Annotated in this window: 8 protein-coding genes and 1 riboswitch; of the genes, 3 read left to right on the top strand and 5 right to left on the bottom strand. The window is 63.2% G+C overall.

Features of this window, described 5'->3' with window-relative positions:
- Nucleotides 1–68: 68 nt before the first annotated feature.
- The 3 genes from acs (at nt 69) to ACVOLL_RS10020 (ending at nt 3808) form a co-directional block, all read left to right on the top strand.
- The gene (gene acs, locus ACVOLL_RS10030; RefSeq protein WP_481512778.1) at nt 69–2012 is read left to right on the top strand and encodes an acetate--CoA ligase; all 1944 of its coding nucleotides are present in this window, start codon (nt 69–71) and stop codon (nt 2010–2012) included.
- A 129-nt stretch (nt 2013–2141) separates the two neighbouring features.
- The gene (locus ACVOLL_RS10025; RefSeq protein WP_057629262.1) at nt 2142–2807 is read left to right on the top strand and encodes a response regulator transcription factor; all 666 of its coding nucleotides are present in this window, start codon (nt 2142–2144) and stop codon (nt 2805–2807) included.
- 222 nt (nt 2808–3029) lie between these two features.
- A riboswitch (yybP-ykoY riboswitch) is annotated at nt 3030–3190 on the top strand.
- A gap of 9 nt (nt 3191–3199) precedes the next feature.
- A complete protein-coding gene (locus tag ACVOLL_RS10020) occupies nt 3200–3808 on the top strand; it encodes a manganese efflux pump MntP (RefSeq protein ID WP_481512777.1) in 609 nt (202 codons plus the stop codon).
- Nucleotides 3809–4001: 193 nt separating this feature from the next.
- Here ACVOLL_RS10020 and ACVOLL_RS10015 read toward each other — a convergent pair whose 3' ends face one another.
- The 5 genes from ACVOLL_RS10015 to ACVOLL_RS09995 all read right to left on the bottom strand — a co-directional run bounded on the left by ACVOLL_RS10015 (nt 4002) and on the right by ACVOLL_RS09995 (nt 22217).
- Nucleotides 4002–7442, bottom strand: a complete 3441-nt coding sequence (locus ACVOLL_RS10015; protein WP_481512776.1) for a hybrid sensor histidine kinase/response regulator — start codon at nt 7440–7442, stop codon at nt 4002–4004.
- A 351-nt stretch (nt 7443–7793) separates the two neighbouring features.
- Nucleotides 7794–8813 carry an OmpA family protein gene (locus tag ACVOLL_RS10010; RefSeq protein ID WP_481512775.1) on the bottom strand — a complete coding sequence of 340 codons (1020 nt, stop codon included), beginning with the start codon at nt 8811–8813 and terminating at the stop codon, nt 7794–7796.
- 10 nt (nt 8814–8823) lie between these two features.
- Nucleotides 8824–12204, bottom strand: a complete 3381-nt coding sequence (locus tag ACVOLL_RS10005) for an Ig-like domain-containing protein (RefSeq protein ID WP_481512774.1) — start codon at nt 12202–12204, stop codon at nt 8824–8826.
- Nucleotides 12201–21149, bottom strand: a complete 8949-nt coding sequence (locus ACVOLL_RS10000; RefSeq protein ID WP_481512773.1) for an SdrD B-like domain-containing protein — start codon at nt 21147–21149, stop codon at nt 12201–12203. Before ACVOLL_RS10000 ends, ACVOLL_RS10005 begins: the two co-directional genes overlap by 4 nt.
- Nucleotides 21150–21479: 330 nt before the next feature.
- Nucleotides 21480–22217, bottom strand: coding sequence for a winged helix-turn-helix domain-containing protein (locus ACVOLL_RS09995; RefSeq protein WP_481512772.1), 738 nt, complete (start codon nt 22215–22217; stop codon nt 21480–21482).
- Nucleotides 22218–22328: the final 111 nt, after the last annotated feature.

The raw sequence follows: 22328 nt of genomic DNA, 5'->3' as shown, positions 1-22328 counted from the left end.
GGGGTGTCCCGGCCCTGTCCCACGACAGGGCTCATTCATTGGTTACAAGTGCAAAGGTGAGGGTTGCCATGACTGATGTATATCCCGTTGATTCCGCGTTCGCCGAGAAGGCACGGATCGACAAGAACACGTACCAACAGCTGTACCGCGAATCGATCGAAAACCCCGATGCGTTCTGGGCCAAGGCCGCCGAACGCCTGGACTGGTACAAGAAGCCGACCAAGATCAAGAACGTCAGCTACCAGCTCGACGATTTCCGCATCAAGTGGTTCGAGGACGGCGAACTCAACGTCAGCGTCAACTGCCTGGACCGGCAGCTGGCCACGCGCGGCGACAAGACCGCCATCCTGTTCGAGGCCGATGGCCCGGACAGCCCGGCGCAGAAAGTCACCTACCGCGAACTGCACCAGCGCGTCTGCCGCCTGGGCAATGCGCTGCGCAACCTCGGCATCAAGAAGGGTGACCGCGTCACCATCTACCTGCCGATGATCGTCGACGCCGCGGTGGCGATGCTGGCCTGCGCCCGCGTCGGTGCGATCCACTCGGTGGTGTTCGGTGGCTTTGCCGCCAACTCCATCGCCGACCGCGTCGGCGACTGCGCCAGCAAGCTGATCATCACCGCCGACGAAGGCCTGCGTGGTGGCAAGAAGGTGCCGCTGAAGGCCAACGTCGATGCCGCGCTGAAGCTGCCCGGCACCAATACCGTGGAAACCGTGCTGGTCGTGCGCCACACCGGCGGTGCGGTCGACATGCAGGCGCCGCGTGATCGCTGGTTCCACGATGTGGTGGACACCCAGCCGGCCGAGTGCGAACCCGAGCGCATGAACGCGGAAGATCCGCTGTTCATCCTCTACACCTCCGGCTCCACCGGCAAGCCCAAGGGCGTGCTGCACACCACCGGCGGTTACCTGCTGTACGCGGCCTACACCCATGAAGCGGTGTTCGACCTGCGCGAAGACGACATCTACTGGTGCACCGCCGATGTCGGCTGGGTCACCGGCCACAGCTACATCGTCTACGGCCCGCTGGCCAACGGCGCCACCTCGGTGATGTTCGAAGGTGTGCCGAACTACCCGAATACCTCGCGTTTCTGGGAAGTGATCGACAAGCACCAGGTCACCATCTTCTACACCGCGCCCACCGCCATCCGTGCGCTGATGCGCGACGGCGAAGAGCCGGTGAAGCGCACCTCACGCAAGAGCCTGCGCCTGCTCGGCAGCGTTGGTGAACCGATCAATCCGGAAGCCTGGCGCTGGTATTACGACGTGGTCGGCGATGCCCGTTGCCCGATCGTCGATACCTGGTGGCAGACCGAAACCGGCGGCATCCTGATCTCGCCGCTGCCGGGTGCAACCGACCTCAAGCCGGGCTCGGCAACGCTGCCGTTCTTCGGCGTGCAGCCGGCGCTGGTCAGTGCCGACGGCGAGCCGCTGGAAGGCGCCACCGAAGGCAACCTGATCATCCGCGATTCGTGGCCGGGCCAGATGCGTACCGTCTACGGTGACCACCAGCGTTTCATCGATACCTATTTCCGCACCTACCCGGGCAGCTACTTCACCGGTGACGGCTGCCGTCGTGATGAAGACGGCTATTACTGGATCACCGGTCGCGTCGATGACGTGATGAACGTGTCCGGTCACCGCATCGGCACGGCCGAGGTGGAAAGCGCACTGGTCTCGCACCCGAAGGTGGCCGAGGCCGCTGTGGTCGGCTTCCCGCACGACATCAAGGGCCAGGGCATCTATGCCTATGTCACCCTGATCGCCGGCGAAGCGCAGACCGACGAGCTGCTCAAGGAACTGATTACCTGGGTGCGCAAGGAGATCGGCCCAATCGCCGCGCCTGATCACCTGCAGTGGGCGCCGGGCCTGCCCAAGACCCGCTCGGGCAAGATCATGCGCCGCATCCTGCGCAAGATCGCCGAGAACGCGCCGGACCAGCTCGGTGACACCTCCACGCTGGCCGATCCGTCGGTGGTTGCATCGCTGGTGGAAGAGCGCAAGGTTCGCTAAGCGTTACAAACCCGGGGCACCACGGTGCCCCGGTTGTCGGTCCATGTGGAGGGCGTGGATCAGCGTCGCAGCCGGTATCCTGTTTCACCGGAAGGGCGTCACGCCCCTTACTTCAGCATTGGATCGCATATGCCTACCCTCCTCATTGCCGATGACCATCCGCTGTTCCGCGAAGCCCTCAAGGGCGCGGTGCAACGCGTCATTCCCGGCGTGCAGCTGATGGAGGCCGACAGCGTCGAAGCACTGTACGCACTGGCCGAACAACACCCCGATGCCGACCTGGTGCTGATGGACCTCAACATGCCCGGCGCGCAAGGCTTCAACGCGCTGGTGCACCTGCGTTCGCTGCATCCGCAGTTGCCCATCGTGGTCGTGTCCGCACGCGAAGAAGCCACGGTGATGCGCCGCGCCCTGGACCATGGCGCATTTGGCTTCATTCCCAAATCCGCCGATTCGGACACCATCGGCCATGCGCTGGGCACCATCCTCGATGGCGAGCGCTGGGCACCGGCCGAGGCGCACAACGTGCCGCCGACCCCGAATGAAGAACGCGAAGTCGGCCAGCGCCTGCGCGAGCTGACCCCGCAGCAGTTCCGCGTGCTGCAGATGCTGGGCGTGGGCCGGCTGAACAAGCAGATCGCCTATGACCTGGGCGTATCCGAGGCCACCATCAAGGCCCACGTCACCGCCATCCTGCGCAAACTCGGCGTCACCAACCGCACCCAGGCGGTGCTGATGGCCGGCAAACTGGCCATCGACGACGACGCCATCGTGCTACCGCCCGAAGAAGACTGAGCGGTAGCGGCAAAGCCGGTTTTTGTTTGTGGGAGCGGCGTAAGCCGCGAAGCCACTGAACCTGCAGATAGCGGGTGTGTGACTCTGCAAGCATTAGCCGAAAAGCCAGATTCCTGAATGGCGTTGTGTCCGCTAGCCCGGAACCCACCGGCTTCGCGGCTTACGCCGCTCCTACAAACGTCCCACAAACGACGCCGCCGGCTTGCTGCTACAATCCGCGCTCCTTTGGGGAGTAGCCTGCTTCCAGTAGTGGAAGCGCCCACATCAACATACTCGGCCAGTGCGCCGTGGTGTGGGCAGCCAGACCCGGTTGGCGAGACCAGCGGCATGCGTGCGCAACTACGGTTGGGCGCGGCGCATGCCGTTTGTGTCCGCCCGACCCGGTAATCCTGATGTCTCCCATTTCCATTGTTCTGATCGGCTTCGCCATGTCCACCGACGCCTTCGCTGCAGCGGTCGGCAAGGGGGCTGCCATGCGCAAGCCACGCCTGCTCGACGCCCTACGCGCGGGTTTGATCTTCGGCGTGATCGAGGCCATCACTCCCATCATCGGCTGGCTGCTGGGCCGCGCTGCTTCGCAGTACGTGCAGGCCTTCGATCATTGGATCGCGTTTGGTCTGCTTGGTCTGCTGGGTGCGCACATGATCATTGCCGGCCTGAAGCCAGACGATGAGAGCGCAGCCGACAACGACGGCGACGACTCAGGCGAACAGCACAAGAGTTTCTGGACCCTGGCTGCAACGGGTTTCGCGACCAGCATCGATGCGATGGCCATAGGCGTTGGCTTGGCGTTTCTTGATGTGCATATCGGCGTGGTCGCGCTGGTGATCGGCCTGTGCACCATGACCATGGTGACCATCGGCATCATGCTTGGCCGTGCCCTTGGTGCCCTGGTTGGCAAGCGCGCGGAGATCATCGGTGGCGTGATCCTGATCATCATCGGCTGCGCGATTCTGTATGAGCATCTGAGTGCGGCGAGCGCTGTTGTAGGAACGGTGTAAGCCGACACCGCCTGTAGAGCGCAGCCATGCTGCGCTGGGGGGGGCATAGCCGATAAGGCCTCAGCCGAGCATGGCTCGGCACTGCAGATCTAGCCCCTCTCCCGTTCACGGGAGAGGGGTTGGGGTGAGGGTAGCTTTTGACCTTGGCCGGTAAGGCCCCTGCCGAGCATGGCTCGGCACCACCCGTTGCCTGCTAGCGCCTGCGCGGGTCGTTCAATGCGGTCAGGAAGGCGCGCAGCGAGGCCGGCTTCACCGGTTTGGTCAGCACGCGGTAACCGCGTTCGCGGGCCATGCGCTTCAACTCATCACGGCCATCGGCGGTCAGCAACGCCCCCGGTAAGGGCCGACCAGCCGCTTCACGTAAGGCGAGCAAGGTATCCAATCCATCGAGCCTGTCATGCAGGTGGTAATCCACCAGCATCACATCGGGCTGCTCGCTCAACTTCTCCAGCGCCATGTCCACTGTGCTGGCGGCGATGACCTCCACCTTCCAGCGGCCCAGCAAGGCGCGCATGCCGTCGAGGATTTCCTGGTCGTTGTCCACGCACAACACGCGCAAGCCGGCCAGAGAGTCATCACCACCGAAGGCAGTCGGCTGACGCGGCGCCGGCAGCGGTACTGCCGGTGTTTCCACCCGCGGCAAGGTGATCGAGAACATGCTGCCGTGGCCGGGTTGGCTGCGCGCGTTCAAACCGTGGTCAAGCAGGCGCGAGATGCGCTGGCAGATCGACAAGCCCAGACCCAGACCCTGCTCGCCCCAGTCGAACGGCTGCTGGTAGCGATGGAACTCGTTGAAGATCTGCTGCATGTGGTGCTCGGGAATGCCCGGGCCGGTATCCCAGACCTGCAGCTCAACCTCTTCACCGCGCACGCGCAGCGCCAGCACGATACGGCCGCTGCGGGTATAGCGCAGGGCGTTGGCCATGAAATTCTGCAGCACGCGACGCAGCAGGCGTCGATCACTGCGCACCCAGGCAGTGCGTGCAAACACATGCAGGCGCAGGCCTCGCCCTGCCGCTACCGGCGTGTACTGTGCAGCGAGCTCGCGTACCAGCACGCTGGCATCGAACTCGCTGATGGTCGGGCGCAGGCCGCCTGCATCCAGTCGCGACACGTCCAACAGGCCATCCAGCAACTCTTCGGCCGCGCGCAGGGAAGCATCCACACGCTCGGCCAGATGCCGCTGCTCGTCGGTCTCATGCAGGCTATCGCGCAGTGCGGACGCAAACAGGCGCGCCGCATTCAAGGGCTGCAGCACGTCATGGCTGATCGCCGCAAGAAAGCGCGTCTTTGATTGTTGTGCAGCTTCGGCCGCCTGCGAGCGTTCGGTTACACGCTGTTCCAGTGTCTCGTTGGCTTCCAGCAGCGCCTGCTCGGCGTTCTTGAAGTCGGTGATGTCGTTGTAGCTGGTGACATAGCCGCCCCCGGGCAAGGCCTGGCCACGCAGCTCGATCACCTTGCCATCGGCGCCGGTGCGTTCGAACACGTGCGGTGAACCCGCGCGCATATAGCCGATACGACGATTGATCTGCACTTCGGTATCGCCCGAACCCAGCTCGCCGCGTTCTGCGTTGTAGCGGATCAGATCGGCAACCGGGCGGCCAACATAAAGCATCCCATCCGGATAACCGAACATCTGCTGGTAGCGCCGGTTCCATGCGGTCAAGCGCATCTCAGGATCAACCACACTGACGCCGGCGCTGATGTTCTCCAATGTGGTGGACAGAATCTCGCGGTTGAAGCGCAGCTCCTGCCCCGCTTCGTCCAGCACCGCCACCACTTCGCCCAGGTCCATGCCCGAGCCGCGCAGCAGGCTGGTCAGCAGCAGACGTGCCGAAGCAGCGCCGATGGAAGCTGCGAGCAGGCGCTCGGTGAACTGCACCCAGACACGGTCGGCAGCAGCGGCAGGCTGGAATTCACGCTCAAGCAATTGCGCCTGTTCACCAAACGAGCGCCGCGCGCGGTTGTCACCGATGACGCGTGTGGCCAAAGCCAGCAGGTCACGCACCTTGACGTGCGCCGGCCAATCACCGGCTACCACCGGACGCTTGGCGTAAGGATCCAGAAACGGCGCAGCGCGCAGGCGTTCGGCAACATCGGGACGCCAGCGCATCGACACCAACAACATGGTCACGGTATTGATCAGCAGCGACCAGAAGGTGCCGTGGGTCAGCGGGTCCCAACCGGTCAGGCCAAACAGCTGCTGCGGCCGCAGCCAGCCGATGCCGAACGGCCCCTGAGTCAGCAGGCTCGCATCCAGCCAGCCGCCATGGCTCAGCGCCGGCACCAGCAAGGTGTAGGCCCAGACCACAAAGCCAGCCAACATGCCGGTTTCCACACCGCGGCGGCTGGCGCCACGCCAATACAGGCCACCGAGCAGGCCCGGCGCGAACTGTGCCACTGCCGCGAACGCCATCAAACCGTAAGCGGCCAGCATGGTGTCGTCGTTGCTGCCGCGGTAATAGCCGTACGCGACCAAGGCCAGCAGCACGATCGCCATGCGCCGTATCCAAAGCACGCGCGAGGCGACATTGGCGGCCTCACGGTGATCGCCACTGCGACGCAGCAGCAGTGGCATCACCAGGTCGTTGCTGATCATCGTCGCCAGCGCGATCGAGGACACGATGACCATGCCGGTGGCCGCCGAGAAGCCGCCGATATAGGCGATCAAAGCCAGCGTGGTGTTGCCGGCAAACATCGGCAAAGCCAATACCAGGGTGTCGTCCGAGGCCAGGCCCGTGCCGAACATCGCCGCGCCGGCGGTGGCGATCGGTACGATCATCAGCGAGATCAACACCAGATAGCCGCCGAACATCCAGCGTGCGCTGCGCACATCGGCCGCATTGCCGCATTCAACCACCGCCACGTGGAACTGCCGTGGCAGGCAGATCAGCGCAAGAAAACTGAGCAGCGTCTGCGAGACGAAGCCCACCGGCGGCATGCCTTCAAACAAGGTGCGCGCTGACTGCACCACCGACTCGCCGCGGTCGGTCAGCCACACGTAGGCGAATACACCGATGGCGACCATGGCCAGCAGCTTGATCAGTGATTCGACGGCGATGGCCAGCATCATGCCGTAGTGGTGCTCGGTGGCATCAACCTGGCGGGTGCCGAACAGGATGGCGAACAAGGCCATCAACAGCGCCACATACAGCGCCGGATCGGTCAGCAAGCCCTTGCCGGCAGCGTCGCCGGTGAGCACCTGCAGGCTCATCGCCACGGCCTTGTACTGCAGCGCCAGATACGGCACCACGCCGATCAGCGCGATCAGTGCAACCAACGCCGCCAACCGCCGTGAGCGGCCAAAGCGCGAGGAAATGAAGTCGGCGATGGAAACCACGTTCTCGCTGCGGGCGATCAGCGCCAGCCGCTCGATGATCCGCCAGCCGAACATCAGCATCAGCAGCGGACCAAGATAAATAGGCAGGTAGCCGATGCCGTAGCGCACCGCCGAGCCAACTGCACCGTAGAAGGTCCAGGACGAGCAATAGACCGCCAGCGCCAGGCTGTAGACCACCGGCCGCAGCCAGGGGCGGTCCGGATACAGCGGGCGACGATCACCCCACCACGCCACGCCAAACAGCAGCGCGGCATAGCAGAGTGAGACCAGGAGCAGGATCCAGCTGGAGACCAAGGGTAGTTCCCATGCGACTTAGCCGGGCCAGTGTAGCCATTCCGTTGGGCTGGGGGTTCTGAGGCCACGTGCTGCGCTTTGCTCCCTCCCTTGTGCAAAGCACAGGGGAGGGTTGGGGAGGGGTGCCGTTCGCGGTAACGGTAGCTGCGCTCGCCGCTCGCCATGCCGAGTATGTTCTGAAGCGCAAAGCTTCGAGCTGTGCTCGCCTACCCCTCCCCAGCCCTCCCCTGCGCCTTGCGCAAGGGAGGGGGCCAACGGCAACAGCCCTCGGCGGCCCCGTCACTCGCCACCCCCAAACAAACAACGCCCCGGCATTGCCGGGGCGTTGTCGATCAACTCATCACGCTGAACTTACTGCGCCACCTCAAACCGCACTTCCACGCGGCGGTTCGGCAACAGGCATTCCAGCAAGGCGGCACGCGGCTTGACGCCGTCGCACTGCTGCACCTGCTGGGTGTCACCGCGGTACTCGTAGCGGATCTTGTCCGCCGGCACGCCACGACCAACCAGCAACTCACGCACAGTCTTGGCACGACGCTCGGACAGGGCCTGGTTGTAGTCGAAGCCATTGCCCTGCATGCGGTCGGCGTGGCCAACCAGGGTCACCCCGGCCAGTTCGCGCTTCTCGTTGCCGATGGTGGCCAGGGCACGGTCCACGCTCTCCAGCGAGTAGGTGCGGATGTCCTTGTAGCCGTCGCGGTCAAACTCGAACAGCACGTTGGCGATCAACGGGCCTGCCACCACCGGTGCGACCACCGGGCCGGCCGGGTCGACGCCGCACAGGCGCGCTGCGGTTTCGGCTTCGTTGACCAGGTCTTCGGCGATCTGGATGTAGGGCTTTGAGTGGCGCCACTGCTGCTGGTTGAACTCGTTGCCGGCGTGCACCAGCTCCACTTCACCACAGGCCACCTTCTGCGAGGCGCAGGCAAAACCCGGCGTGCCGTGGATGACCTTCAGCCGCTGCCACAGGTCGGCACGCAGGCACTTGGCGTCGTTGACCAGGGCGGTGTCGGTGGGGATCGGCGAGACGCCGTTCTCCATGTCCACGATCAGCTTCTCCGACTCGGTCAGCGCTTCCTGCGGGAAGGCGCTGCGGTCGTTGCGGGTGTATTCGTGGAAGGACACGTCCAGCCAGCACTGTGCCTTGGACAGGTGGTAGTCGCGGATCGGGCGACCACCATCGTTCAATGCCTGGATGCGGCCCTGGGTCGCTTCGTAGGACTGCAGGTCGGCATGGATGGCTTCATCGCTGATGCGCTTGGCCTGCGGGTTGAGCTGGGTCTGCTGGGCGCCGGCGGTGCCGGCTACAGCGAAGACGGCAACAGCCAGCAAGCTGCGCAGCGGACGGTACTTGGTTTGCATAACGGTCATGGTGTCGTCCTCAGCGGGCCGGGTCGCGGTAGCGAACCGGGTCCCGACGGAATAGGTCTTCGTCGAACTTGAAGCGCAGGCGCAGGAAGAAGCCCTGCTGCGTGTACTCGTAGCCATTGAGATCACTGTCGCCCTCAAAGCCGGTCCAGTTGTAACCGGCCGACAGCCACAGGTTCTGCCGCAGCAGGCGGCCCACTTCCGCGCCGTAGGCGAACTGATTGGCACCGTACTGGCCACGGAAGGTGGAGCCGAGCACGCCGATGTCCCAGTTCTCGGTGATGTCGTACACGACACGACCGGACACCAGCACCGCGTTGAAGCTGCTGTTGACGCGGCTGCCATCGCCATAGGCGAACTGGTCGCGCTGCCACTTGCCGGCAATACGACCGGTCAGCCACCACGGCCGCGACGGATGCCAGTCGGCGTGGGTGGAGACGATGTGCGCACGCGTGCGTACATCCTGGCTGGTGCCACTCACCACGTCGCCGTTGAGCAGGGTCAGGCCGCTTTCGTCACGCTCGAGCTTGTACTCGTAGCGCATCAAGGCGTTGATCCGGTTGCGGTCGGTGTCGCGGTAGGCCAGGCCGATCTGGAAGCGGTCCTGCAGCACGTCGCCACGTTCTTCGTAGTTGGTGGCCAACAGGTAGTTGCGGCCCAGCAGCGTCCAGTCACGGCTCAGCTTGCGTGCAACCATGAACTGCAGCAGCGAAGTCTTGAAGGCCTCGTTGCTGTCGGTGGTGCCCGGCACGTCCTCGGAGATGCGGTGCTCGGCACGGATGGCGCCGCGCCACAGCGGGTTGGCACTGTAATCCAGGGCCAATGCCAGACCGGTACTGTCACCTGTATCGCCAGCGACCACGTTGACGCGTTCGATCGAGCTGCTCAGGCGCAGGCCCTTGGCGATATCCCAGTTATTGCGGATACCCGAGGCGGCCTGCACATCACGGCCACTGATCGCATCACGCAGGCGGTATTCGGAGAACGCCTGGGTGTCGCGGATGTAGCTGCTGTCGATACCGAACACCAGCGCATCGGCCTCGCGGTCGGTGGTGGTGATGCCGTAGGCACTGGTCAGACCGGTCTGCTTTTCGTAGCGGCCGTAGATACGGCTGCGCTCGAACAACTGGTAGTCCATGCCGGCGGCAACACGGTTGCGGTCTTCGCCGCTGACGCTTTGTTCGTACTCGGCACCACCGCTGAACTTGTCGTTGAAGCGATAGCCCACGCCGACGCGGGCGCTGTCCGATTCCAGCTTGGTGCCTACCGGCAGGTCGCTGTTCATCGTGTCGCCATTGCTGCCGCTGTTGATCACCATCAGGCCGGTGGCCGGGTCCAGCGCCTGCTGGCCGTAGCCCAGTGCGCCGCCGCCCGAACCGGTGGCAAAGCCGCCGGTCAGGCCGGACAACTGGCCATAGCCGGTGCTCGACCACGGCGAGGTGATGCCGATGGTTTCGCGGATGCTGCGCAGGCCGAAGTCCAGGGTCAGGCGTTCGGTGGCGGCCACGCGCACGCCGGCACCGCCAGCATCGCGCTTGCCGCCATCCGGGTTGCGGTCTTCGCTGCGCAGGGCTTCAACGTACAACTCCAGGCGCGGGCCAACGGCATAGGACATGCGGCCGCTGTATTCACCACGGCCGCCGTACAGCGGCGAGGCCTGGTTGTTGAACTCCGGATCGGTACGCGCACCGAACAGGCGCGCGTCGAACTTGTCACCGTCGTGGGCGAACTCGACGCGCCATGCATCGCCTTCGACCTGGCCGGTAACGTCCTTCAAGCCCTGCGAGGTCACCTGGTTCAACGAGTTGGTGTTGACCTCGCTCTGGGTGCGGGCGAACTCGGCCACCAGCATGGTGTTCTGGCCGAAACGATAGCCCGCGTTGACGCTGCCCATCTTGAACTCGGCATACGGGTTCTGGTCTTCGACCGCCGACGCGCCAACTTCCAGCTTGTCGGTCAGCTTGTACTGGCCATCGGCGCCCACTACCCAGAACTTCTCGGTCTGCTGATCGAGTTCATAGGTGATGCGCAGCGAGACCGGATTCAGGTCGCTGTCGAACGAAGGCAGGAACTGGTTGAGCAGGATGCGTCCGGAGAAAGGCTCGAAGCTGTAATCCACCAGACGTGCAAGCGGTTTGACCGAAACAATGCGCGAAGGCTGGTTGCGGTCACGCACAATCATCTCGACGCGCTCGCTGCCTTCCAGCACCGCATTGTTGCGCAGTGCGTATGGGCCACTGCCCTGGCTGCGGAACTCCTCGATGATCTGCCGCAGCGAGTCTTCGATGGCGAACACATTGGTACGCACGCGCTCACTTTCGAAGTGCCAGCCCAGGCCGGTCGCGGTGCGGTTGTAGGTGCTCAGGCTGCGCTGCGGGATCGGACCGCTGCCGCCAACGCCGCTGCTGGTTGCCAGGGTGTCGCCAGTCTGGAAATCACCGTACAGCAGGTAGCTGCGTTTGTTGTCCACGCGCACATACAGGCGCTCGGCCGAGCGTGCATCAAAGCCACGCAGCGAGGAGTCGCCGTAGACCGGATAGAACTCTTCCGGCTGGATGTCGCGTAGCAGGCGGCCACGCACATCCTTGTCCGAGTCATAGGCGGCGGTGAGCAGGTACTCACCCTTGATCCGGCCCTTGACGAAGAACGCGGTGCGCGCCGAGGCACTGGCTTTGCCGTTGTTGAACTGCTTCTCCCAGCGACGGATATCGCGGTCGAACGCATCGTTGTGCTGCACCGGCGAGATCAGGCTGGCGTTGGACTTGTTGCGGAAATTCAACACGCCTTCGATCAGGCCGGTGGCGAGCATGTCGCGCATTTCCGGCAGGAAGCCGATCGTACCTTCGGCGGTTTCGCCGCCGGCAGTAATCCGCAGCAACACATCCTGCGGGTCATGCGGGGCGATCAGGTCGAACTCGGCAACGCCGTTTTCCACTTCCACCTGCACACCCGGCATCACCTTGTCGGCGTCGCTGGCACCCGGACCAAGCTCGTCGGTACGCGAGCCAGGCAGGCGGATGCGGCCGCCGCTGTTCTCGATGGTGACGAAGGATTTGCCGGCCAGCGGCTTGCCGTCGGCGCCGAGCAGATGCACGGTGATGTGCACCGGCGTCTGCCCATCGGCCGGTACGCCGTCACGGTCGACTTCCACCGACACGCGATCAACACCGGCGTTACGGCTGTAGTCGACTTCACCCGAACGCGCAGCCACGACTTCCGGCGGCGTATCGGTGGTGGTCAGCGAACGCGGATACAGCGTGCTGCTGTCACCGATCACTGGGGTGAAGCGGGTGCTGCTGCCCACGTTCTGGGCCATCAACGGCAGTGAAGCCGTTGCCAGCGCGCAGGCCAGCAGGCTCACGCGCGGCATCTTGCGCAGGGCGGCGCGGCTCATGGCTGCACCTCCTGCTGGGCCGCCGCGGACGGCGGGTTGGGTCGCGGTTGCACGATCGGCCTCTGGTTGGACGAATCCGTGGCCTGCTGCGGCGCACGGGCGGGCTTGCTGTCAAAACGCAGCTGCGACTGCCCGGTTTCGGTTTCCGGTGCGCGCACCTCTCCTTGGGTACGACGCGCCTTCACCTGCTCCAACAGCGGGTTGGCGCAGCTGCCCTCGACGAAGTCGGCGCGGTGCAACTCGCCGTTCTTCAGGTCCAGGAACAGGCTGTCGGCATCACCCAGGTTGCGGTTGCTGCTGGTGGTCAGACGTGCACCCACCGGCAAGGTGGACGGGTCCACCTTCAAGGTGTGGCTCTGCGGGGTCAGGCCACAGTAGCTGTACTTGCCCTCGGAATCGGAAATCATCCAGGTGCCGTTGGAGAAGTACATGCGTACGCCCGGAATACCCAGCTCTTCCTTGTCCTGCACGTGGTTGTTGTTGCAGTCCACGAAGATCTTGCCCAGCACACAGGCTTCCTCGGTGAACACGCCACCGGTGACGCGCACGCGGTATTCGGCACGGTTGGACGGAATCGAGCCCGGCACCGGCGTCATCGAGCCCGGATCGATACAGCCACCGCTGATCGAACAGCCATGTGCCTGCGCACGGTTGATGCCATCGCCCTGCTGCGCACCAACGCCAACACGCACGCGGTAGGTGAGCACCAATTGCTGGCCAACATTGATCGGGCCAAGGTTGAAGCCCAGACGCGGGCCCGGCTTGCCGAACGGATCTTCAACAGCGCGTCCACCCACACGGCCAGTGCCGTCGATGTAGGTGAAGCCACGCGGCAGCGTATCGACCACGTTCAAGGTGGCCATCGCACTGCCGGCGGTCTGCCGCACGGTGATGGTGTACTGCACGGTGTCACCGATCTCAGCGGTCTGGCGATCACCGGTCTTGGTGATGACCAGGCCGGTAGCCTCGGCCGTGTCCAGCGGGATGTGGTTGTGCACGATGCCGGCAGTTGCCGAACCTGCGAACAGGGTCAGCCAGTACTGGGTCGGCGTGCCCACTGCGCCGGTCGGTGCACCGGTCTGCGGCTGCACCAGGTGGCTGCTGCCCGCTGCACCCAGCGGCGACAGCGAACCCGTCTCCGCCGGGATCAGCGACGACACGAACTGGTAACCACCCGGCGGCGTGACCGTCAGCTGGAACTCGCAACGTGCCGGCGCGGCCGGACCAAACATGAACTGGTAATAGCCGTTGTTGCCAACTGTCATCGACACCGCATTGCCTTCCACGCGGTAACCACCGGCAACGGCATTGAGGATGGCGGTCTTCGGGTCATAGCCGGTGCACACGCCAACCGGCGCGAGGGTGACGATGGAACCCGGCACCGGATCACGGGTGACGGCGTCATAAACGACACCGGACGGATCCACCGGCAGACTCTGCTGCGGCAGATGCTGGCCGGCTTCAAGCACGACCTGCAGCTGGCTGGTGCCATTCTCACTGACACGGCAGGCGCTGACGCCGTCGTTGCCAATTGCACGCGGGCCGTCGCAGGCCACGCCCATGCCACCAGCGGTTTCCTGGTTCACCGGCCACGCCCACAACACGCCCGAACTCGGGTCGCGGAACTGGAGGTTCCACTTCACGCCCGGGATCACGTCAGCGAAGCGATAGCTGCCGTCCACCGCGGTGATGGTGGACTGCGAGATCACGCCGGTTACCGAATCCAGCAGCTCCACTATCCACGACTGAAGGCGGTGGTCGCCGCCATCGAGGAAGGTGTCCTCGCTACCGACATCGAACCACACGGTGCCGCCAACCGAGGACGAGAGCTGCACCTGGTTGGGCACGCGGCAGGCATTCTGACTGATGGCGGTATCGCACACCGGCAGCGTGCTGACGTCACCTTCAAAGGTGCTGCGCTCGGTGGTGGTCGGGGTACGGAACTCGTTTTCGCCGCCGCCTTCGATCAGCACCGCGTTGTTGACGGTGCCCGCCTTGGCCGCTTCAGCCGAGACATTGGCCTTGACGGTGATATCCGACAATGAGGTAGCACCAGCATTGACCACTTCCGAGCTACGGCACTCAAAGCGGGTATCGCCGACCGCGCCGGAACAGATCCAGCCGTTGCCAACCGGAACATCGGCCAGGCTCAGGCCCACCGGCAGACGATCCTTGACGATGTACTCGCCGAAGGACGGCTTCTGCCCGCCATTGCGCACGCGGATGGTGTAGGTCGCCACGTTGTTGACGGTGAACTTCACCGTGTTGGACGACTTGCTGACCAGCATGTCCGGCGAATCGCCGATCTCGCCGAAGTTGTTGTTGACGGAGACGCTGCCCGGCTTCAGCACGATGCCATCAATCACTGAAGGCACGGTTTCCTTGCCGGTCACCCTGGCCGTGGATTTCACCCCGTCAATCGTGCCCGCAGTGGTCCAGCCATTGAGCGTCTCGGCCGGCTGCGTGGGCTCGGTCACCACATAGGTGCCAGGACGCAGGTTCTCGAACACATAGTGACCGTTGGCATCGGTTGTGCCGGAGACATTGATCGCTTCACCAAGGTCATTGGTACCGCTCAGCACGACGGAGATGGCAACAAAGCCGCCTTCATCATTCTGCTTGATGCCGTCATCGTTGCTGTCGTTGTAGACGTAGCCGGCAATGCTGCCCGCCGGGATTTCACCGAAGTTGTTTTCGGTGGATATCTCGCTTACGCCCAACACGATGTCCTCGATGGACGACGGCAGATCGCGCACGCCAGTCGCCGCGCCACCCTTGCTGCCTTCCACGGTCTTGCCATTGAGCGTCTTCGCCGGCTGGTCAGGCTCGATCACCTTATAGGTGCCTGGCGGCAGGTCCAGGAATGCGTAGCTGCCATCGGATGCCGTCGTAACCGGCAACACCGTAATCGCCTGGCCGCTATTGTCCACGCCTTCCAACTGCACGCGCACGCCTGCCAGCCCATTCTCACCGGCTTCCTTGACGCCGCTGTCGTCCGTATCCAACCAGACCACGCCGGTGATACCGGAATTGCGCGGCAGTTCGCCAAACAGGTTGTTAACGGAAGCAGTACCCGGCATTGGCAGGGCGATGGCTGCAATCTTGCTCGGCAGCTCGGTCACCTGGCTCGCCGTGCCAAGGGTGGTACCGGCACCCTGCAACACACCTGCAGTGGTTTTGCCGTTGGCAGTGCCCGCCGGCTGGTTCGGCTCGGTAAGCACATAGGTGCCCGGACGCAGACCAGCAAACGCAAACGTGCCGCCGTTGACGGTGCTCACCGGCACCACATCGGTCACGGTGACGTTGTCACCCAGATCATTGACGCCGGTCAACTGGATGGTCACCCCGTCCAGGCCGGTTTCCGCAGCGCCGGCCATCGCGCCGTCGTCGTTGACGTCCAGATAGACAACACCGGATACCGATACCGGCAATATTTCGCCGAAGTTGTTCTCGATGGAACGTCCACCTGCCAGCAGCGTGATGTTGTTGATCGCCGACGGCACCGTCTTCTTGCCCGACGCAGTGCCCGCGGTGCTACCCGAGCTGACGGTGCCCGCGTTGGTGGCGTTGTTCAACGTGGCAACGCCGAGGTGCTGCGGCTGCTGCGGCTGGGTCACGCTGTAAACACCGGCGGGCAGATCGCGGAACATATAGGTTCCACCTGCAGTCAGCTGCGCCTGCACCAGCGCACCAAAGACATCGGTCGCGGCACCGTCGTTCAGCACGAGGCTGACGTTGTCCAGATTCGTATCCGAAGCGTCATAGATATCGTTGTTGGCGACATCCAGATACACCCGACCGCTGACATAGGCCGCAATCTCGCCGAAGTTCAGTTTTGTCAGGCCAGCAACCGGCACTGCCTGTGTAGTGATCGTGTTGGAACCCGCTTCAAGGCCGTTCTCCAGACCGGCAGGCTGCAGCGGCTGACGAATCTCATAAACCTCGCCTACCAGCACCTTGTCGGTGGTATCCGGGGTGAGGTTGTAATCGCGGAAATCGTAGTTGCCAGCGCTATCGGTTGTTGCTTCGGCGACCTTCGTACCCTTGTGGTAAAGCTCCAACTTGATGCCGGCCAAGCCACGATCGTCACCGTCGAAGATGCCGTTGCCAGTCTGCGCACCCGCAGTGGTCGGCAGGTTGCGGTCCAGGTACACCATGCCAGACAGCGCCGTGGCGCGGCCTTCACCGAAGTTGAACTGCGTGCCGTTGCCGTTCTTCAGCTGGATGCCTGCAATCTGCGATTGCTCCATGACGCCGCTGCCGTTTGCCACGGTGCTGGTCACGCATGTGGCGCAAGCCACACCGTTGATCAGCCCAGGGTTGATCGCGCTGGGCAGATCCTCATGGCCCGCTGGGCGCGGCTCACGCAACCCGTAAACAACACCCGGATGCAGCTCGGTGAACTGGTAGAAACCACCCGGACCGGTCTTGGTATCGGTAATCACGGCACCGGCCGCATCAAGCAGCTCCACCACCGCGTTCACGATGGCCTCATCACGTGCATCCATCTTGTCGTCGCGGAACAGATCGGCATAGACATAGCCGGACAAACTGACCGAACGTACCTTCGGGAAGTTGTAGTTGACCGCAATGGCACCCTTGCTACCAATGGTGCCACCGGCAACCGTCACACCAAGGCCCAGCTTCGCCACATAGAGCGAGTCGATCCCCGCCGAATAGGTATCCGGGTTGAACGTCGCCGCCTCATTGCCACCAGTTGGCGGTGCGACCAGGCCATTGGAATACCCGGTCACCTTCTTCTGGGTCACGGTGTAGCCGGCAGCATCCGAGGCCGGCAGGTTATCGAACTTGTACGCGCCCGAGCTGTTGGTCTGCGTGGTTTCGCTTACCGACTGACCCAAGTGGTTATTACCGGTCAGGGTCACCTGCACACTGCCGATGCCGGTTTCGCTGCTTTGGCGGATGCCATCGCTGCTGCCGCCCGCACCACCGTCATCGACAAACACATAGCCGGACAGCATGACCGCGGTGACGTCCAGCGGCACTTCGATGGTGTCGTTGCCCGGATTCCGGTCAATCTGCTCGGTGCTGATGGTTGCGCGGTTCTTCGACGGTGCAATCGGACCATTCGTGCCCTTGGGCAAGCTATCCCAACGCGCGGGCACCAGGATGCGAACCTGGCCCTTGGTGCCGGTCTCGTACGTCAGGTCGCCCACATCGCAGGTAATCTTCAGGCTGACCCGCGTGCAGTTGCCGCTGCCATTGGGCGTGGTGGTCATGCCGGTGACAGCCGGGCCGATCTTCTGCCAGGTGATAGGACCGGTAACCGTCACATCCTCCGGCAGGTCATCCACGATCCGCGTACCAGAGCCAGCGGCGGCCTTGCTACGGTCGAGCGACAGGCTCTGGCCGGAACCGTGGTTGGTGCCCGTCAGTACATACCAGAAGCTTTCCTTCAGGCCGACCACCGAGATTACATCCTGCAGCGCAACCGCCGGGTTGCTGTCTGGCAGGGTTTTGACCATGGTCTTGCTGATACCGACATCGGCCGCCATCAGGATGGTGGTGGTTTGCGGCTCTGCCAAGCCGTTGTTGCCTGGCTGTGGATCCGTCTCGGCGCCCTGCACCGACACCATGTTGCTTACCGAGTCACCACTGGCGTCGGGATTGGTGTCGTAGCGATAGCGCATGTAGATATACGAGCTGCTGCCGTTCTTGATGACACCGAGCTGATTGCTACCGGGGAAACCAGCGCCCGGCACGTCGCATTCCACGTCTATCGTGTTGGTGCCGGCGGTGTTACCCGTAACCGTCGCGCCACTGCTGCCAACGGTGCACAGCGTGCCGTTGTAGGGACCGAGATAATCCGACGAAGAGCCGATGAAGGTCACCGTCTTGTTGGCGGCAGGCTTGAACGCATCGGAAATGCGGACCTTGGTTGCCACCGACGGGCCACCGTTGGTGATGCTGATCTTGTAGGTGATCAGATTGCTGGCGAGGTTGTCGCCGTCATAGGCGATCGGATCACCCTTGTGGCTGTCAAAAACGTCCAGCTTGGTGACCGAGAGATCCGCCACGCCAGTATCCAATGGCAGCACCGCATCCTTGGTGTCGTTGCTCAGATCGGAGTTGTGGACGTAGCCGGTACCGCTATTGCCGCCGACAATGCCGAAGCCTGCGATATTGGAGATGCTGCGCGGCAGGCCGCTAGGCAAACCACCGTAGTTGGGACGGATCACGACCGTGAGGTCCTGCACCCGGCCAGCGTCCAGATCGATCGCCGGGCAGGTGATCGTTACCGTCAGGTCTCCGCCGGTCGGGTTGGAGTAGGACTGACCGCCTGCGCTGGGAACACTGGTCAGCCCGCTCTGAGCTACCACGTTGCCCAGGCAGCTGGATCCGTTGGCCAGTGCCGCAGATACCAGCACGAAGCCCGGCTCATTCCCAACCAGGGTAAAGGTATCGGTGAGGCTGATGCCCTCAACCCTGGAAGGACCATTGTTGCGGTACTGGATGTTGTATTCGGAATTGACGCCGACGGTACCCGTCGTAGCACTGGTAATACGCTTGCGCGTGGTCTCGATATCCGCGTATTGCTGCACGCTGACCCAATCGCGGCCGTAGTTGTCACTCCAGTCGGCCTCGGCAACCGCGCCAGCGACGGTTCCATCAATGCCCGCACCGGCCGTGTTGCAATGCCAGTGCGTTGCCGTCGGCGCGGTGCCCGGGCAGGCCGGGGTGTTGCCCTCGCTGTCGACCAGGAAGCCAGGCTTGCCCGCTGTGGTATGCGAGAGCTTCACGGTGACGGTGATGGACTCCGAGGTACCGAGAAGCTCCTCGCCAAAGCGACATACGACGCTGGCGCCCTGCATCGAACACTTGGACTGGTCCCAGCGCGCCGGCGAGGTGGTGAACTCCGCCTTGGTGCGACCGCTGGACCAGCCGGGGATGGGGTCGTTGATGACGATGCCGGCAGTCGCGGCACCGGTATTGGTGACCACGATCTCATAGCTCATTTCGGTATCGGTAACTTCCACCAGCCGGTCACCGTTGTTCGGCGCACGCGTGGTCTTGCTGACCTTCAGGTTCGCCGAGGTTGGGGACACGCCAATACCCAAACCGGCCGAGGCGCAGTTATTGCCCGGTACGTTGTCCTTGTTCACACCGCTATCGGTGATCGGATCCAGGTTGGCGCAGGCATTGTTGACCAATGCACCGTTGGCACCTGGGCCCGGAGCGCGGGCGATGGTGGTGATCTTGACGCTGCGTACGTCATTCAGGGCGATGGGATACTTGCCTGGCAGCAGTTGGCAGGTCACAACCTGCGGCACCGGCGGCGAATAGGACGTCGCCGTGCACGAAAAATCGCCACTGGTCCCCGTCGGGTCGAACTCTTCGCCGATAGCGAGCGTGTCGGTGACAACCGCATTGCCGTCGACTTCGGCCGGACCACGGTTGGTCACCGTGATGGTCGAGGTCATCTTGCCGCCAATCGGCACGATCACCTCGGCCAGATTGCCCAGCCCCTTGTCTACGGCTTCCTTTCTCTTTCCAAGCTCAAGATCGGCACCCGCAGCAAGCACGGAGACAACGGCGGTCCGGTCGTTGTTGCTCAGATCAGGATCAGGTGTCGTCGTTTCAACCGAGACCGGAGCTGAGTGATTGCCGCTGGCCGCCGGCGCATGGGTCTTGACCGTGATGGTCTCGCCCGCGCCGCCTGGCGGCAGCGCACCTGTACGGGTGCAGGTGAATTCATTGCTCGTATCAGGTGGTGTACAGGACCAGCCGGCCGGCTCCACAAATGAATCGAACGTGGTACCTGCCGGCAACTTGCCCTTGACGACCACGTTTTCGGCGGCAATGGGACCATGGTTATCGACCTTCAATACCAGGTCCAGTGCACCTTCCGACGCCACCGGGGAAGGACTCCAGGTTGCGGCGATGGCCACATCGGCGCCGGGGCCCACGTTGGTATCTACAGTGTCGCTGTTGTTGCTGGGATTGGTATCCGGCGTGCCGACCGACTCCACGCGCGCAGAGTTGGTGACGTTACCGGACTGCACGTTGGCCTTGGCCTTGAAGGTGAACACTGCGCTGGAAGTACCAGGACTGCTGGGCAGGGTTCCTGCATAGGTGGCAGTCTGCGTAGCTGCATCCCAGGTCCAGCCCGGCGTGGTCGAAACGAAGCTGTTGGCCACGTACTCGAAACCGACTGGCAGGTTGTCTATCACCTTGAAGTTGGTCGAGCTGGCGGGACCGTGGTTGTCGACCTTCAGCGTGTAAGTGACTATCCCGCCACCGATCACGGTCGCAACGTCGGCAGTCTTTGTCAGCCCCAGATCGGCGGAGTTGCCCAAAGTGACAGTGGCCGACTGCTTGTTGTTGTTCAGGGTCTGATCACCGTCGAAGAACGGATCGCGCGCGGTTGTCGAGGTGGACAGGTCCTTTACCGGCGTCGTAAGCGGCGGGAAGTTGCTTGCTACACCAACTGCACCGTAGATCACCGCGGCGCCAACCGGCATGCCTGCAGTGGCTACTTTCAATGTGATGTCAAAGGGTGCACCACCGGGGAGCCTCGGCAGGCTGCACTGGACGCGGGTCGTGGAGCCCGCCGCGTAGGCGCAATACGTCGGCATCTCATGAATGCTCATGGTGCCGGGCAGATCGAATACCGCACCCAGACCAACGCCATCAGTGGACGCGGTGTTGTTGATCTCGATCCGGTACACCGCAATGCCGCCTACGGGCACGTTGCTGCTGTCCACCGCGCCGGATGCGCTGCCGTCTGCGTTCAACCATGGCTCGGCTGCATCGAAGTTGGTGAACGCAATGTTGTAGGCCGCAGCCATCGGGGCAGCGCCCAGCAGCAGCAGGAGCGATGAGATGTGCAACACGCGTCGCAGCAGCCTGGAAAAAACGGCACCGGAACAGGTCGCGCGGGTCGACCCATGGCTGGAGGTGAGCTGATCAAGTTGGCTGTTCATTTGGCAAACCCTTGCAAACGCTGCGCGCACGGGCCGCCAGAACTGGCAGCCCGGAAAAATTCGTGTGGTCAGACAGTTCGCCCCAAAAACGAACTGCCAGGTCGGCACCGTGAGGTGCTTTTGATCGCCGCGATTCTTACGGCGCAAAAGCGCCTATTCAGTTCCGCTCAATGACGGAAACTCTCACTTGCTTTCGAAACAGGTCTGCATTCACGTCCATGACGCAGCTATCACATTGATTTCACGAAAGATTTACTTGTGCCCGAAGTCACAAATGTGAACGGGCGCATCTTCAAATAAGTGAATGCGAAATAAACGAAAAAGTGTGACTTAGACCGTCAGTCGGTAACCAGCACCCCGAACTGCGCGAACCGGGAGGGTACAGCCGGTGGCCGATTGCACGCGGTTGCGCAGACGGTGCACCAGCACTTCAATCCGGTGCGGATCAAAGCTCCAGGGCTGGTCGGTGAGAGCAGCAATAAGGCGTTCACGAGCGACTGTCTCAGCCGGGGAAGAGAACAGCAAAGTGAGAAATGCGCGTTCGGCCTCGGTCAGTGCCAGCACCTGCGCATTGGGCCCGCGCAGGTCCCAACCATCGGATTCCAGCGCCCAGCTACCGCTGTCGCCGCTGGCAGCAACGTTCTCCATCAACTGTGCCGCCTCGCCGGGCAGGCGCCGGCGCAAGCTATACAGCTTGGCCGCAAGGAATTCCGGTTCCGGCCGGTGCGGGAGGCAGGCGTCGGCACCGGCCCACAGGCCATCGGCAATCAACTGCGGGGTAAGCGGGTCGACCAGCAGGACCACGCCCAGATCATCACGACGGCGCAGGTGCTCGACGGTTTCGACCAGACCGGTGCGGACCTGGGTGGTATCAATCACCACGATGTCGCAGGGAACGATCACCAACTCGCGGTACAGCGCCTCGACGCTGTCCAGCGCCTGGATCTGGGCGCCGTAGGGCAACAATGGCTGCAACAGCTCAAGCTTGCCGACAATCCAGATACGCAGCGGCGCCAAGGCCATGGGATTGGCTGCGCCAACGGGCGCATAGTTCAGATCCGATGCCACACACTCTCCCTGTCGGGCTCCAGTAAACAGCCCACGTATAGCTGGGATTTTAGCTCAGCGTAATGTCAGTTACCGCTGAAACGGGATACACATAGTTTTATGAACGAAATG

The sequence above is a fragment of the Stenotrophomonas sp. STEN035 genome (assembly GCF_056759935.1).
Note: the sequence above shows the minus strand (reverse complement) of the source record. Positions and strands in the feature narration are given on the sequence as shown.